The organism is Flavobacterium xylosi (genome assembly GCF_042787345.1).
GTDB lineage: Bacteria > Bacteroidota > Bacteroidia > Flavobacteriales > Flavobacteriaceae > Flavobacterium > Flavobacterium xylosi.
Map to the genome: position 1 here is coordinate 19456 of NZ_JBHZPZ010000014.1, position 15150 is coordinate 34605.

A 15150-nucleotide genomic window follows, 5' to 3' on the forward strand; every position below is an offset into this window, starting at 1 on the left:
AAACTTTAAACCTTAAACTTTAAACAAATTTTATAAACTAGAAAGTTAATTTTTCCAAAGTTTCCAAAACATAAGTATGCATTACTTCCCGATAATCAAGATGCGTAACGATTCTTAATTTTCCATGACCCATCGAGCTTATGGCGATGTTTTTTTGTTTTAATGTTTCTATCAAATCGGTATCACTGACATTAAATGCCAAAGAAAAGATTAAAATATTGGTTTCAACAGGTTCAACCGATGCTACCCAATTCACTTTTTTCAACACTTCGGCTATTTCTTTAGCCCTACGATGATCCTCGCTAAGACGTTCAATATTGTGATCTAAAGCGTAAATTCCGGCTGCTGCCAAATAGCCTACCTGACGCATTCCTCCTCCTAATATTTTTCTGATTCGTAAAGCTCTGTGAATTGTTTTCTTATCAGCCAATAAAACAGATCCGATAGGCGCTCCAAGTCCTTTAGACAAGCAAACAGAAATAGTGTCAAACAATTTACCGAATTGTTTTGGGTCTTGTTTTTTGGCTACCAATGCATTCCAAATTCGGGCTCCATCCATATGAAACTTCAAATTATTGGCATCGCAAACCTTTTTTATTTTTTTTAAATCTTCGACCTCATAACAAGCACCGCCGCCTTTATTGGTTGTATTCTCCACACATACCAAACTGGTTAACGGACTGTGATAAAACTCCGGATCATTAATGGCTCCCGCAACTTGCTGGGCTGTAATCATTCCGCGATTTCCATCTAATAGACAACAGGAAACCCCACTGTTAAAAGAAACTCCTCCTCCTTCGTAATGATAAACATGAGCATATTTGTCGGCTATTAACTGTTCTCCAGGCTGCGTATGTAATTTTATAGCCGTTTGATTGGCCATCGTTCCAGATGGAAAAAAAAGACCTGCTTCCATTCCAAACATTTCAGCAACTTTGGCTTCCAGTTCAATAACTGTGGGATCTTGTTTATATACGTCATCGCCAACTTGGGCATTAAACATATACTGTAACATTTCGTATGACGGCTTGGTAATCGTATCACTAACTAAATTTATTTCCATGTATTTACTTTATATTTATGTTACAGACAAGTCGCGACTTGTCTCTTCTCAAAATTTTCTTATTTTTGTCCCACAAAATTACATAATTTATGACAACTACCGAACAAATTAAAGGTATTGTAGAGCGCCTTGGTGCGTTGAGGAGGTATCTTTGACGTTGATGCCAAATTAATTGAAATTTCTAACGAAGAAGAAAAGACTTTTGCTCCCGACTTTTGGAATAACGCAAAAGAAGCCGAACTCATTGTAAAGAATCTTAGAAATAAAAAAAAATGGATTGAAGATTACAACAAAGCAGTCGAAATGACGGATGAGTTGCAACTCGCCTATGACTTTTATAAAGAAGGGGAACTTACAACAGAAGAATTAGACGAGCAGTACAAGCAAACCCAAGACCACATTGAAGCTATTGAGTTCAAAAACATGCTTTCGGACGAAGGTGATACTTTGAGTGCAGTAGTACAAATTACAGCAGGCGCCGGTGGAACGGAAAGTTGTGATTGGGCCGAAATGCTCATGCGCATGTACATGATGTGGGGCGAAAAATACGGCTACAAGATAAAAGAACTGAATTACCAAAAAGGAGAGGCTGCAGGAATAAAAACCGTTACGCTTGAATTTGAAGGAGACTATTCTTTTGGATATTTAAAAGGCGAAAACGGTGTACATCGATTGGTTCGAATTTCCCCATTTGACAGTAACGCCAAGCGTCATACGTCGTTTGCATCGGTTTATGTATATCCGCTTGTAGATGATAGTATCGAAATTGACATTAATCCTGCTGATATTGAAATTACAACTTCGCGATCCAGTGGTGCGGGAGGTCAAAATGTAAATAAAGTAGAAACCAAAGTACAGTTATTTCATAAACCAACCGGAATTCAAATACAATGTTCTGAAACACGGTCGCAACAAGATAACAGACAACGTGCCATGCAAATGTTACGATCTCAATTATATGAAATTGAGTTAAAAAAGAAACAGGCACAACGCGCTGATATCGAAGCCGGGAAAATGAAAATCGAATGGGGTTCGCAAATCAGGAATTATGTGATGCAACCCTATAAATTAGTCAAAGACGTTAGAACCGGTCATGAAACCAGCAATGTTGATGGCGTAATGAATGGAGAAATCGATGAATTCTTAAAAGCTTATCTGATGATGATGGGACAAAAGGAAGAATAAATTTACCTTATTTAAAAAAAAATCCTACACTATAAAAAAATTTATATTGTAGGATTTTTTTTATTACTTTTGTTCCAAAATCATCGATTTCCCATGAAAAATTTACTTTTATTATTCGTCTTATTTTGTTCCGTACAATTCTTTGCTCAGGAAAAAGTATATTATACCGAACACTTTAAAGAATTACCTACAGCCAAAGATGCAACTTACTACAGTACTTATGAGGATATTGAAAAAGGAACACAAAGAATCACTTATTATATAGATGGCAGGGTTAGAAATAGTGATCAATTCTCTAATTTTCGCAAAAAAATATTAAATGGTACATCCGTAAATTGGTACAAAAACGGAAATAAAGAATCTGTTTTACTTTATACAAAAGGAAAACAAGAGGGAGTTCAAACCCGATATTATGAAAGCGGTCAAGTAAAGCGTAATGAAAATTATAAAAACGGCGAATTTATTGATGGTACATGTTTCGATGAAAACGGAACTGAAATTGCTTTTTTTCCTTTTTATGTAAAACCCGAATTCCCAGGAGGAATAAATGAGTTTTATAAATATGTTGGAAAAAACTTTAAGTCTCCAAATAGTGCTAAAGGACAAATAAAAGTTAGTTTTGTTGTTGAGATAGATGGCTCTTTAAAAGATTTCATAATCATAGAAGGGCTTAATTATGATATGAATGTTGAAGCATTAAGAGTTTTATTCACTAGCCCATTATGGATTCCTGGTAAAGTTGACGGCAAAGATGCCCGTGTAAAATTTAGTATCCCAATTACAATAAGTTAAAGATTACAAAAAAAAAATTAACTGTTTAGCTCATTTACTTTTAGCTACTATAATTAAATGAGTTATTTTTTTACAACCATTCAATCAAAGAAACACCAACACCAACGGTTGTCTGCAGATGATTGTAATCTATCAGCGTTTCTCCGTAACCATGAGTAACTTGAAGAAAACCTTTCAGATTATTTTTTATGGGATAAGACCAAGAAAATACCGAACTACCTCTTGATTTTGAATTAAAATTCAAATTATGAGTTCCAACGAAAGAGAAAATATTACCGTTTCTAGTATAAATAATATTCAGATCGCCTCTTCCTATATATTCTCCAATATCAGGGTTGTCGTTTTTTGCTGCAGGCAAAATGAACCAAGGCCTGATATAAATACTCAAATGATTGTATTCAAAGCCAGCATGAAGGATAATTCTGTTCCAACTTCGCGAATAAGGATCACTTTTCCCGTTTGATTGATGATTCACTGCCACACCAATCATTCGGGTATTTAATCCAAAAAGTTTAAATTTAACCGGGAAATTCAGAATCAGTTCCGGTTCATAAATTACCTCTCTAAAAGGACGCGACAAATTATTATTATAAATCTGCCAATGTGATATTTGCGTATAAGCGACCCAAAAATCACCATGTCCCCAAAAAAAGTTTTGCAAAACTTTAGTCTTAAAACTTAATTGAAATTTAGATTCAATCTTATTGTAATCAACTCCTGCGGGTGCAATATAATCAGGATCTACATTTCCGGAAATAGGCTGCTCATTAGGAGAACTGGTCCAGTGAACCGGTAATACATACATAGGTTTATAGGGCGTAACTAAAAAGGTTCCTCTAACTGCCGTTGTGTCTAATTCCCAACGTTCCGTCATGTTTCGGAGTTGGGTTTTATTATTAAACAAAGCTTGTATCTGAGCATTTGCAGTAAAAAAAGAAAATAAAAGTAAAAAAACAGAGAACTTTATTTGTGGTAATTTCATAATCAATAATCGCATATTAACGGGTAAAAGTAATTATTTAAAACTGTCATTTGTTGCATATTTCTCTTTATTCCTTATATAAATACCACTTACAACGTGTTAAAGAATTCCGAAAGATTTGGAATTACAGCTCGAAATCGTTTTATTTGGTAAAAATACCATAAACAAAATCCAATCTACGCATAATGAAATCCTATTCAATCCAAGAAATAAATGAAATTTTAAAAGGGGTTATTGTCGGGAAAATTTCCCAAAAAATCACTGCTCCGGAGCAACTCGAAGTGGCTAATGAATCCGAAATTTCTTTTATTGGAAACAAAAAATACGAAAAATATTGGTCAACTTCTAAGGCTGCCGTTGCAGTTGTCAACGAGGACATATCAATAGAACCAGGCGAAAACCGGGCTTTTATAAAAGTTAAAAATGCTGACTTAGCCATGTCACAAGTTTTAGCTCTTTTTGCACCTCCAGCTCCAATATTTACTATTGATATTCATCCGACAGCAGTTATAGATGACAGCGCTATTATTTGTAATGGTGTTCGAATTGGCGCAGGTTGTTATATAGGACCTAAAGTTGTAATTGGAGACAATACAACACTATATCCAAATGTTACTATTCTCGATGAATGTACCCTAGGAAAAAACACTGTAATTTGGTCTGGAGCAGTAATCCGAGAGCGTTGTCACATAGGGAACGATTGCATCATACATCCCAATGCAACTATTGGTGCGGATGGTTTTGGTTTTCGCCCTGATCCTGAAAGAGGTTTGGTGAAAATCCCACAAATTGGAAATGTAATTATAGGCAATGGTGTTGAAATTGGTGCTAATACTTGCGTTGACCGAGGAAAATTCAGCTCTACCATTTTAGGTGATGGTTGCAAAATTGATAATTTAGTGCAGATTGGTCATAACAGTAAATTAGGCAAATTTTGTATTATGGCTGGAAACAGCGGATTGGCTGGTTCCGTAACTTTAGGAAATGGAGTGATCATAGGAGGAAGCGCATCTATAAAAGACCACACAACAATTGGCGATGGTGCCATTGTAGGTGCTGGTTCCGGTGTTACGGGAGACATTCCTGCTGGAAAAACCATGTTGGGATATCCGGCTGTCGAAGCACGTGATGCCTTAAAACAATGGGCAATTTTAAAAAGAATGGTTGCCGATTCAAAAAAATAATCAATTTTATTAATTGTTAAATTCATAAAAAAACAGAACTTAAATTCTGTTTTTTTGCTATAATACCAATAATACATTCGATTTTCTTTCTAAACTAACAGCGTTTAAAAGATTTATCTCAATAAATTTTTTAATTTAGCACTAATTATTTAACAACTATTTCATCATGGATTTGAACTTCAATAAAAACGAAGACCACAATAAACTTTTACTGTCAGCATTACGCCAAAAATTAAGCCTGGTTAAATTGGGCGGCGGTGAAAAACGCATTCAAAAATTACATAACGAAGGTAAAATGACTGCTCGGGAACGCATTGATTATTTACTGGATCCCAAAGCGAAAAGTATAGAGATCGGAGCATTTGTTGGTGAAGGAATGTATGCTGAACATGGTGGCTGCCCTTCCGGCGGAGTTGTTGTCAAAATAGGATATATCAGAGGAAAACAATGTATAGTTGTGGCCAATGATGCTACTGTAAAAGCAGGTGCTTGGTTTCCAATTACCGCCAAGAAAAACTTACGTGCACAGGAAATCGCCATGGAAAATAGATTGCCAATTATCTATTTAGTGGATAGTGCCGGAGTGTATTTGCCTTTGCAAGATGAAATTTTCCCTGACAAAGAACATTTTGGTCGCATTTTTAGAAATAATGCTCAAATGAGCAGCATGGGAATTACTCAAATTGCTGCTGTTATGGGAAGTTGCGTTGCTGGCGGAGCTTATCTGCCAATTATGAGTGATGAAGCCTTGATTGTCGAAAAAACAGGAAGTATTTTCCTGGCAGGAAGCTATTTAGTCAAAGCAGCAATTGGCGAAAGCATCGATAACGAAACATTAGGCGGAGCAACTACACATTGCGAAATTTCGGGCGTTACGGATTATAAAGCCAAAGATGACAAAGACGCATTAGACAAAATAAAAAATATAGTTGATAAAATTGGTGATTTCGATAAAGCAGGTTACAGCCGAATAAAAGCGGTAAAACCAGCATTAGACGAAAATGATATTTATGGTATTTTACCTAAAGCTAGAAATGAACAATATGATATGATGGAAATCATCAATCGTTTGGTTGATAATTCTGAGTTTGAAGCGTACAAGGACGGTTACGGCCAAACCATTATTACTGGTTATGCCAGAATTGACGGTTGGGCCGTGGGAATTGTTGCGAACCAACGAAAAGTGGTTAAAACTAAAAATGGCGAAATGCAGTTTGGAGGCGTAATCTATTCGGATAGCGCGGATAAAGCCACTCGTTTTATCGCCAATTGCAACCAAAAGAAAATACCTTTAGTTTTTGTCCAAGATGTTACCGGTTTTATGGTGGGTTCCAAATCAGAACATGGCGGAATCATAAAAGATGGTGCTAAAATGGTTAACGCCGTTTCTAATTCAGTTGTTCCAAAATTCACCGTTATTGTAGGGAATTCATACGGCGCAGGAAATTACGCCATGTGTGGAAAAGCATATGACCCAAGATTAATTTTTGCCTGGCCAAGTGCTGAATTAGCCGTTATGGGCGGTACACAGGCTGCAAAAGTATTGGCACAAATTGAAGCTTCTTCGCTTAAAGCAAAAGGCGAAATAGTTGATGAGGCCAAAGAGAAAGCGCTTTTTGACAAAATCAAAGCAAGATATGACGAGCAGGTTTCTCCCTATTATGCCGCTTCTAGACTTTGGACAGATGCCATTATTGATCCTTTAGACACCCGAACTTGGATTTCTATGGGCATTGAAGCGGCAAACCACTCGCCTATTGAAAAGAAATTTAACTTAGGAGTAATTCAGGTTTAAATTGCAGTATTCAGTAATCAGTAATCAGTGTTCAGTAAAAAACATTCGTAGTTAAAAAAATGAGAAAAATAATTCTATTCGGTTTTACATTATTGTTCTTTAGTCAGTGTGCCTCCATAAAAAAACACAATGAACATTTGAACGATTTAATCTCTGAAAAAGATTTAAAATCTGATGTTGATTTTACTTATAAAAAATTACAGCGGTTACATCCCAATTTATACTGGTATATCTCTAAAAAAGACCTTGATTACAAATTCGATAGTTTAAAAATGACTATTCGAAATCCAATGACGAGTCTCGATTTTTACAAAAAACTGAGTCCTGTGGTTGCAGCTGTAAGGCAAGGTCATACGTTTGTATATCCCGCTACAAAATTAAAAACAAAGAAGGAAACCAAAGCACTTCTTAAAAAAGGGACTGGACCATTTTCTCAATTTGATTTTGATTATTTTAATGACAAACTGTATGTAATAAAAAATAAATCGTATGACAAAAAAATAAAACCAGGAACCGAAGTCATTGATGTAAATGGAACTAAACCAATAGATTTAATTCAGGAATACAATAAGTTCTATAGTTCCGATGGTTATAATACTACTCTAAAAACCCGAAGTTCAGGCAAGAGATTTACTACCTTTTTCACGAATCAAAATGGCGTAAAAGACAGCCTGAAATTTACTTTTAAATTTAATGACAGTTTAAAAGTAATTACAATCAAAAGACATAAAGACGACAAAACTGATAAGCAAAACAAGAAAGATAAAAAAAGGGTAACAGAGGTTGACAGAGCAAAAACAAAAGCATTCAAAAAGAAGAAAAGAGTTAATGGTTATAATTCAGATTTGAAAAATTACAACCGAAACTTGCATTTTGAAGAAAAAGACAGCAGTGTTGCTGTAATGAAAATTAGAGGATTTAAGAATGGGGATTTTCGAACTTTTTACAAAGAAAGCTTCAATAAAATTAAGAACTATAAATCGATCACATTTGTACTTGATTTAAGAGATAATGGTGGCGGTCGTGTAACTGAAATCAACAATTTATATTCTTATTTATCCGACTCTACTTTTGTGTTTTTGGATAAATCTGAAGTGGTATCAAAATCAAGTTTATTCGGAGGGGCCTATTTTAATGGAGGTTCTTTCGCCGTAAAAACTATAAAAACTATTTTTTCTCCGATAGTCTACACCTATTTACTTTTGAGCGTTCATGCGAACAAGAATGGAAAAAATATTTATGCCACTCAAACAAAACCTCAAAAAGTAAATAAAAATTCTTTTAAAGGAACCATTTATGTTCTGATCAACGGAATGAGTTTTTCGGCTTCTAGTATTATTTCCTCCAATTTAAAAGGTTCAAAAAGAGCCACTTTTGTAGGGGAAGAAACTGGAGGAGCCTATAACGGAACGGTTGCCGGATTTATGCCACTTGTAAAATTACCCAACTCTGAATTAAAAATTCGGATAGGTCTGATGTTGATATCCCCTCATTATAAAACAGAAATTAACGGCAGAGGTATTTTTCCTGATGTACCAATAATCCCAACATTGCAAGACCGAATTATAGGAAACGACCCGGAAATGGATTGGATTCTGAATGATATAAAACCAACTATTTCTAGTACAAAATAACTTAATAAAAAATCTAAAAAAATCTTATAAGATTTTCAAAATTTAGTTTTAAAAATTATTTGATTAATACAACAACTAAGTATTTCGTAAAAAGCTGATTATCAGTACTTTTGGAAGATTATTCTTTGTATCTTTGATTACTATTTATAGATGCAAAACCCCAAATTGTAACTTATCATTACTCATTATTTTTTTATAAAATATTTTTTTTACTACTAGTTAGATTTTAATTCGAAGAAAAAAATGAAAAAAATTTTAGATGCTATAATGACTTTACTATTGTTATTCTTTGTTTCGTTTGCATTTGCACAAAAAGAACAAGACAATTCATTTGTATTAGAATCCGGTATTAATCTCTCATTACCAGTTCATATAGAGATGTATCGGTCACATCGGCTCGGAATTGGTGTCAATTTAAGGATTGCAGAGAAAATTACACCCACAACAGAGTTTGGGCTTAGAGCTGAATACGATTATCGATTCACTAAAAAAAATCATCCGGAAGTTCCTCCGGAAAGTACCGTAAAAGAAAGGGCGCTATATCGAAATTTCAGTCTGTTTGCCCTTAAACCTAATATACAAGTCAACTTAAAATCAAATTGGTTCTTAGGAGCCGAAAGTGGTGTGGGTTATGCAATTTCTGACGAAGACCCAAAAATTGGATTAGGTTTTGTTAATGAATTCAATGGTCCCACGCGTTACGGTTCTTGTTCTGGACTGTATTTAGGAAAATATATTCCTAAATACAAAATGAATATATCTTTGAATTTAACAAACTTCATAGCTCATGGTCATGCTGAAAATACGCTTGGACTCAAGTTTAATTACTGTTTTTATAAATAAAACTTCCCTGATATGATATCACTTTTCAACGTTTATTTTTAAAGCAAAAAATACTACATTTTATTTTTACAGAAAATTCCATATGTTATTAAAAATTAGTAACTTAGTGTATCATTTTAAAAACTAAGTATTATGAACAGCGTAAAAGAATTAAATAAATGGGCTAATACCCACACTTATTTACCGATTGATTTGTTACGAATGGCACTTGGTATTTTTTTATTTATGAAAGGAATTTCTTTTATAACCAACATCCAATATCTGGCGGATTTAATATCCCCTATTGATAAAATTGGAGGGGGAATGTTTCTTATCCATTATATTGCTCCAGCTCATATGGTAGGTGGAATAATGATTGTTTTTGGTTTACTGACCAGATGGGCAATAATTGCACAGTTACCTGTATTGATCGCTGCTGTAATTATAAATTTTATGGGAGAAATGCATTCTCAAAATCTATTTTTAGCATTAGTTACATTAGCAATTTGTGTGTTTTTCCTATTTTATGGTAGTGGAAAACATTCAGCGGATTACTATTTTAAAATGCAAAAATAACAAACCATAAAAAAGCATCTCGATACTAAAGATGCTTTTTTTATAGTTTAAAAAATTCGTCTAAAGACTTTCTTGAATTTCTTTTCTTTTTATTTTTCCATTAGGTGTTTCAATGAATTTTGAAACATAAAAAACTTCTTTTGGTTTTTCGTATTTATCTAATGCATCAAAAGTACTTTCATTTAAAGCCTGATTCTCGCCTTCGATAACCAATATTAGTTTTTCTCCCAAAACAGGATCCTGAATTCCGGTTACAAAAAATCTTGAATGAATTTTATGGGATAATTTATCCTCAATTTGTTCTGGAATCAATTTAATTCCGCCACTATTGATTACGTTATCAATTCGACCTAAATATCCAAATTGATTTTCATTTATTAATTCGACTAAATCATTAGTAACAATACTGTCGTTTGAAATATTTGGAGCATCAATCACCAAACAATTTCTATCGTCCTGAGAAATTTTAATATTAGGTAAAGTAGTGAAAAATTTCTCCCCTATTTTTTTGGCTGCAATATGAGTGATTGTCTCCGTCATACCATAAGTCTCATAGGTCTCCGTTTTCAACTTAGAAAGACTTTTTTCTAAAGATTTACTTATTTTAACACCGCCAACAATCATTTTTTTAACATTTTTCAGTTCAGCCAAAGAATTTTGAGCTTGTAAGGGAACCATCGCAACAAAATCGTACTTAGTATCATTGTGCAGCATCGGGTGTGAACTGGGAGCTACAAAATCCATATCAAGTCCCAGAATAAAACCCCTTACAAACATCATTTTTCCGGCAATATATTTAGTCGGCAAACAATGCAGTGCTTTGTCACCAGGACTCAAATTAAAAAAATCGCCTGTCGCTAAGGCTGAATTTACCATCGCTTGTTTTTCAATTCTAATAATTTTTGGAGCACCAGTTGTCCCGGATGTATTAAGTTCAATATACGGTTTATTGTCAAACCAGTCCAATATAAAATCGCCGACAGACTTTTCATAGTCTTCACCTTCTTTTATAAAACTATAGGCTACTCTGCATAAATCTTTTCGATCCAAATGAAATCCATTCAGTTTAAAATGATTGTGTACGTTTTTGTAAGTGATTGTATTCATATTATTTTTGCTTGAATTTAAGTCATTAAAAGAAGAATATTACTCAATTTTTCCGGTTAACTTCTTTTTCCAATCCGTCCAATTGTATTTTTTACTAAAGATAAATAAAAGTATTGGGTAAATGACAACAACAGGAAATATAACATCTAGACCAGCTGAAGGTTGAGAAATATCTTTGAAAATAGAATGCGTTTGAAAGGCCGACCAATCTGATGTCACCAGCAAAGCACTTACCAAATTGTTAGCAGCATGAAATCCTAATGCTAATTCCATTCCTTCATCCATCAAAGTGATTATTCCCAATAGCAATCCTGTTCCTATATAATATACTAAAATGATATTTCCCATTTTAGCTACTTCTGGATTTGAAATATGCATGGCCCCAAAAATAACAGACGTCATGATTAATGGAAACCATTTGTTTTTAGCGAGATTAGCAAAACCTTGCATCAAATAACCCCTAAAAATATATTCTTCCGTACTGGTTTGAATTGGAATTAAGACCGTGCCTAATAAAACCAAAATTGCAAAAGGAATAGGTTTAAAATTGATCACAAAATCAGTTGGATTAGAAAAATAGAAAGCCAATGTGGATAAAATCGTAAAAATTGCCCAAATAGAAAATGAAAAAAGAACTCTTTTCCAATCTATTTTAACCCTTGAAGTCGTAATCGAAAGCATCGTTTGATGATGCAAATAGCGCACCACGAACAAAATCCCGAGCATCGCAAAAACAAATGAAATCAATATCAAAAACAAGGTCATATTAGGCTCGAAAAACCGCATAATATCATCATTATTAGAAGGATATGCCTTTTTATTGACAAAAGTGTCATACAATAAAGCAATTAATAAAGGAGATTGGCCTAAAAAAGAAGCAACAATTATCAGTAGTGAACCTAGTATATATTTCCAAAATTTATTCTCTGACTTGAAACCTTGTTCTATGAACATATATTGCCTGTTTTTATATTTTATTAAAATTAGAGTAACAAATTCTACTTTTGTTACACTGATAGTGAGCATTTAAAACTCTCTTTTCTCAATCACATGATACAAATATACCATAATCCTCGATGTGGAAAATCAAGAAACTGTTTACTTCTGATAAAAGAATCCAATAAAGAACATCAGGTCATTAACTACCTCGAAAACGGCCCTACCTTTGATGAATTAGCAAATGTTATTCAAAAATTAGATTTTGAACCTATTTCATTGGTCCGACAAAAAGAGAAAATCTGGATAGAAAATTTCAAAAATAAACAAATGACCAATGATGAAATCATTCAAGCAATGGTTACTTATCCCATTCTTATCGAAAGACCTATTGTCATTATTGGAAACAAAGCCATAATAGGAAGAGAATTAGACTCCGTAATTGATTTTATAATTATATCATCAAAATTTAATTAACATTTTTTTGTGATTTGGCTTTTAAACCAAACCCATTTTTTACAATCTAAAACCGCATATCTAAAACTATTATAATGCCAAAAAAATTGAAACAACTCTTATCCTTTGTATTCTTATTTACTAGCCTAATAAATTTTGCGCAGCAAGGACCCAATTCAAAACCTAAAATTAAAATTACTGGAAAAGTAATCGAAAAAGTAAGCAAACAACCGCTTGAATACGCAACTATTACTTTTCAATATCCAAATAATCCAAAACCTGTTGCGGGTGGAATTACAAATGCAAAAGGAGAATTTGATATTGATGTTATCCCAGGTGTTTATGATATAAAAATTGAGTTCATATCTTTCAAATTGAATGAAATTAAACAAAAAAGCCTTCAGACAAGTACAAATCTAGGGCAAATCGCTTTAGAGGAAGATGCTAATCAATTAAATGAAGTTGTTATTCGATCTGAGAAAACGACCGTTGAAATTAAACTAGACAAAAAAGTATATAATGTTGGCAGCGACCTTATGGTAAAAGGTGGAACTGTAAGTGATGTTCTGGACAATATTCCTTCTGTTTCAGTTGATGTGGAAGGAAACATAAGCCTTCGTGGAAATGAAAATGTAAGAGTTCTTATTGACGGAAGACCTTCAAATGCAATAAACATTGCTGAGGCTTTACGATTGATTCCAGCCGATGCAATTGAAAAAGTAGAAGTAATTACCAATCCATCTGCACGATATGACGCGGAAGGTGGCGGTGGATTATTGAACATCATCTTGAAAAAAGGTAAAAACCAAGGATTAAACGGGACGTTAATTGCCTCTGCGGGATATCCTGAAAATTATGGTTTAAGCGGAACAATAAATTACAAGTCAAAGAACTTTAACTTATTTACTACCCAAGGGTACAACGATCGCAGCAATCCTGGAAATGCAATAACCAACACGGATTATCTAAACGATAATAATGAAATTATTAACTCTGTAAATGAATCCAGGAAAAATGAAAGATTAAATAAAGGATACAATGGAAATTTTGGCATGGAATGGTACTTAACCGAAACCTCTGCCTGGACAAACACATTCAATTACAGAAAAAGTAATGGTAATAATATTGATAATGTTTTTCAAGATAATATTAATGGAGACGGAAGTTTTGATTACAGACGTAATAGAATCAATGAAGAAAGCAGTGATAGCGAAAGTGTAGAATTTGCAACAAACTTCACGAAAAAATTCAAAAAAGACGGTCATAAATTAACTGTTGACGGTTCTTTCTCTACTAGTGAAGATTTAAATGATGCTATAATAACTGATCGTGCAACGAATACGACTGTCTTAAAGTTTGACAATACCATTAACAATCAAACTCAAAATAGAAATTTACTTCAATTGGATTATGTATTGCCTTTTGGAAAAGCAAGTCAATTTGAAGCAGGTTACCGTGGTGATTTCTCAAAATTGCTTACAGATTATAGAGTTGAGAATGATGGGATGATCAATGAAAATTTCACCAATACTTTAGAATACAAGGAGAAAGTAAACGCAATTTACACTCAATATGGAGTGAAAATAAATAAATTTTCAGCGCTTTTCGGATTGCGTTTTGAGGATTCTAATATTGATATCAATCAATTAGCAACTAATGATTTCAATACAAAAAAGTACAATAATTTTTTTCCAAGTGCTTTCTTTACTTACGAACTATCAGATAAAAGTAGTACTTCTGTAAGCTACAGCCGAAGAATTCAAAGACCAAGAGGAAGAATGTTAAACCCGTTCAACAACTTATCAAGTAACATCAATATTTTTGTTGGAAATCCTGATTTAGATCCGGCATTTACTGATGCATTAGACTTTGGATACATCAAAAGATGGGAAAAACTGACTTTCAATACTTCATTATACGTAAATAAAACTACTGATGTATTTCAATTTGCAAGAAGAGAATCTGGGGATTTTGTGAACGGAATACCGATAACAATAAGCTCACCTATTAACTTAGCGACAGAGTACAGAGCAGGTTTTGAATTCACGTTAAATTATTCTCCATATAAATGGTGGAAATTAAATGGTAATTTCAACTTCTTCAGAAATGAAACACAAGGTAATTATGTTTACACGGATTTCAATGACAATGAAATAACTCAAAATTTCGACAACACGGCAACTTCATGGTTCACTAGAGTTACCTCTAAAATTACATTGCCATACAAAATAGATTGGCAGACAAATGCTACTTACAACGGTCCGCAAAATAATGCGCAAGGAAGAAGTTTAGGTGTTTTTGCAGCAAACTTAGCATTCAGCAAAGATATAATGAAAGACAAGGGAACACTTTCATTCAATATCAGTGACGTATTGAATTCGAGAAAAAGAATAATGGAAACCTACCTACCTCAATTTGCTAATTCTTATGGTGAAATGCAGTGGAGAGAAAGACAATTTACACTTTCATTTACGTATCGTTTTAACAAACAAAAAAACGAAAGAGAAAAGCAACCACGTAAAATGCAAAATGACAATGAAGGGGATTATCAAGGATAACAAAATTATGGACTCATGAAAATGGGTCCTTTTTTTATAAATCAGTTCATCCAATAAAAC

The 15150-nt window shown here is 33.6% G+C and carries 13 protein-coding genes; 9 read left to right on the forward strand and 4 right to left on the reverse strand.

The features are described from left to right. Window positions 1–37: 37 nt before the first annotated feature. Complete coding sequence (locus ACFX5E_RS12120) at window positions 38–1063, reverse strand: threonine aldolase family protein (protein ID WP_379855409.1); 1026 nt, start codon at window positions 1061–1063, stop codon at window positions 38–40. Window positions 1064–1152: 89 nt separating this feature from the next. On the opposite strand from ACFX5E_RS12120, the gene prfB reads away from it, so the two are divergent. Together prfB and ACFX5E_RS12130 are read left to right on the forward strand one after the other, a co-directional pair. After that, a protein-coding gene (gene prfB / locus ACFX5E_RS12125) for a peptide chain release factor 2 (protein ID WP_379855410.1) occupies window positions 1153–2248 on the forward strand; the annotation gives its coding sequence in 2 pieces (ribosomal slippage) (window positions 1153–1215 and window positions 1217–2248; 1095 coding nt in all). A gap of 93 nt (window positions 2249–2341) precedes the next feature. Beyond that, complete coding sequence (locus ACFX5E_RS12130; protein WP_379855411.1) at window positions 2342–3040, forward strand: energy transducer TonB; 699 nt, start codon at window positions 2342–2344, stop codon at window positions 3038–3040. 70 nt (window positions 3041–3110) lie between these two features. Here the strand turns inward: ACFX5E_RS12130 and ACFX5E_RS12135 are convergent, their stop codons facing one another. Then, the gene (locus ACFX5E_RS12135; protein WP_379855412.1) at window positions 3111–4022 is read right to left on the reverse strand and encodes a phospholipase A; all 912 of its coding nucleotides are present in this window, start codon (window positions 4020–4022) and stop codon (window positions 3111–3113) included. A 185-nt stretch (window positions 4023–4207) separates the two neighbouring features. Here ACFX5E_RS12135 and lpxD point away from each other — a divergent pair, with 185 nt between their 5' ends. The 5 genes from lpxD to ACFX5E_RS12160 all read left to right on the forward strand — a co-directional run bounded on the left by lpxD (window position 4208) and on the right by ACFX5E_RS12160 (window position 10033). Then, on the forward strand, window positions 4208–5206 hold the full coding sequence (gene lpxD / locus ACFX5E_RS12140; RefSeq protein ID WP_379855413.1) for a UDP-3-O-(3-hydroxymyristoyl)glucosamine N-acyltransferase: 999 nt from the start codon (window positions 4208–4210) through the stop codon (window positions 5204–5206). Window positions 5207–5372: 166 nt separating this feature from the next. Beyond that, entirely contained in the window at window positions 5373–7001 is a 1629-nt protein-coding gene (locus tag ACFX5E_RS12145; protein WP_379855414.1) for an acyl-CoA carboxylase subunit beta, read from the forward strand. Window positions 7002–7060: 59 nt separating this feature from the next. Continuing rightward, complete coding sequence (locus ACFX5E_RS12150; protein ID WP_379855415.1) at window positions 7061–8635, forward strand: S41 family peptidase; 1575 nt, start codon at window positions 7061–7063, stop codon at window positions 8633–8635. Between the two features lie 243 nt (window positions 8636–8878). Beyond that, entirely contained in the window at window positions 8879–9478 is a 600-nt protein-coding gene (locus ACFX5E_RS12155) for a hypothetical protein (RefSeq protein WP_379855416.1), read from the forward strand. A 132-nt stretch (window positions 9479–9610) separates the two neighbouring features. After that, entirely contained in the window at window positions 9611–10033 is a 423-nt protein-coding gene (locus ACFX5E_RS12160; protein WP_379855417.1) for a DoxX family protein, read from the forward strand. A 60-nt stretch (window positions 10034–10093) separates the two neighbouring features. Here ACFX5E_RS12160 and ACFX5E_RS12165 read toward each other — a convergent pair whose 3' ends face one another. Together ACFX5E_RS12165 and ACFX5E_RS12170 are read right to left on the reverse strand one after the other, a co-directional pair. Further along, the gene (locus tag ACFX5E_RS12165) at window positions 10094–11140 is read right to left on the reverse strand and encodes an AMP-binding protein (protein ID WP_379855418.1); all 1047 of its coding nucleotides are present in this window, start codon (window positions 11138–11140) and stop codon (window positions 10094–10096) included. A 39-nt stretch (window positions 11141–11179) separates the two neighbouring features. Further along, window positions 11180–12094, reverse strand: coding sequence for a CPBP family intramembrane glutamic endopeptidase (locus tag ACFX5E_RS12170; protein ID WP_379855419.1), 915 nt, complete (start codon window positions 12092–12094; stop codon window positions 11180–11182). Window positions 12095–12190: 96 nt separating this feature from the next. Between ACFX5E_RS12170 and ACFX5E_RS12175 the strand changes: the two genes are divergently transcribed. After that, window positions 12191–12553 carry an arsenate reductase family protein gene (locus ACFX5E_RS12175; protein WP_379855420.1) on the forward strand — a complete coding sequence of 121 codons (363 nt, stop codon included), beginning with the start codon at window positions 12191–12193 and terminating at the stop codon, window positions 12551–12553. Window positions 12554–12627: 74 nt separating this feature from the next. Next, on the forward strand, window positions 12628–15090 hold the full coding sequence (locus tag ACFX5E_RS12180; RefSeq protein WP_379855421.1) for a TonB-dependent receptor: 2463 nt from the start codon (window positions 12628–12630) through the stop codon (window positions 15088–15090). The last annotated feature ends 60 nt before the right edge of the window (window positions 15091–15150 follow it).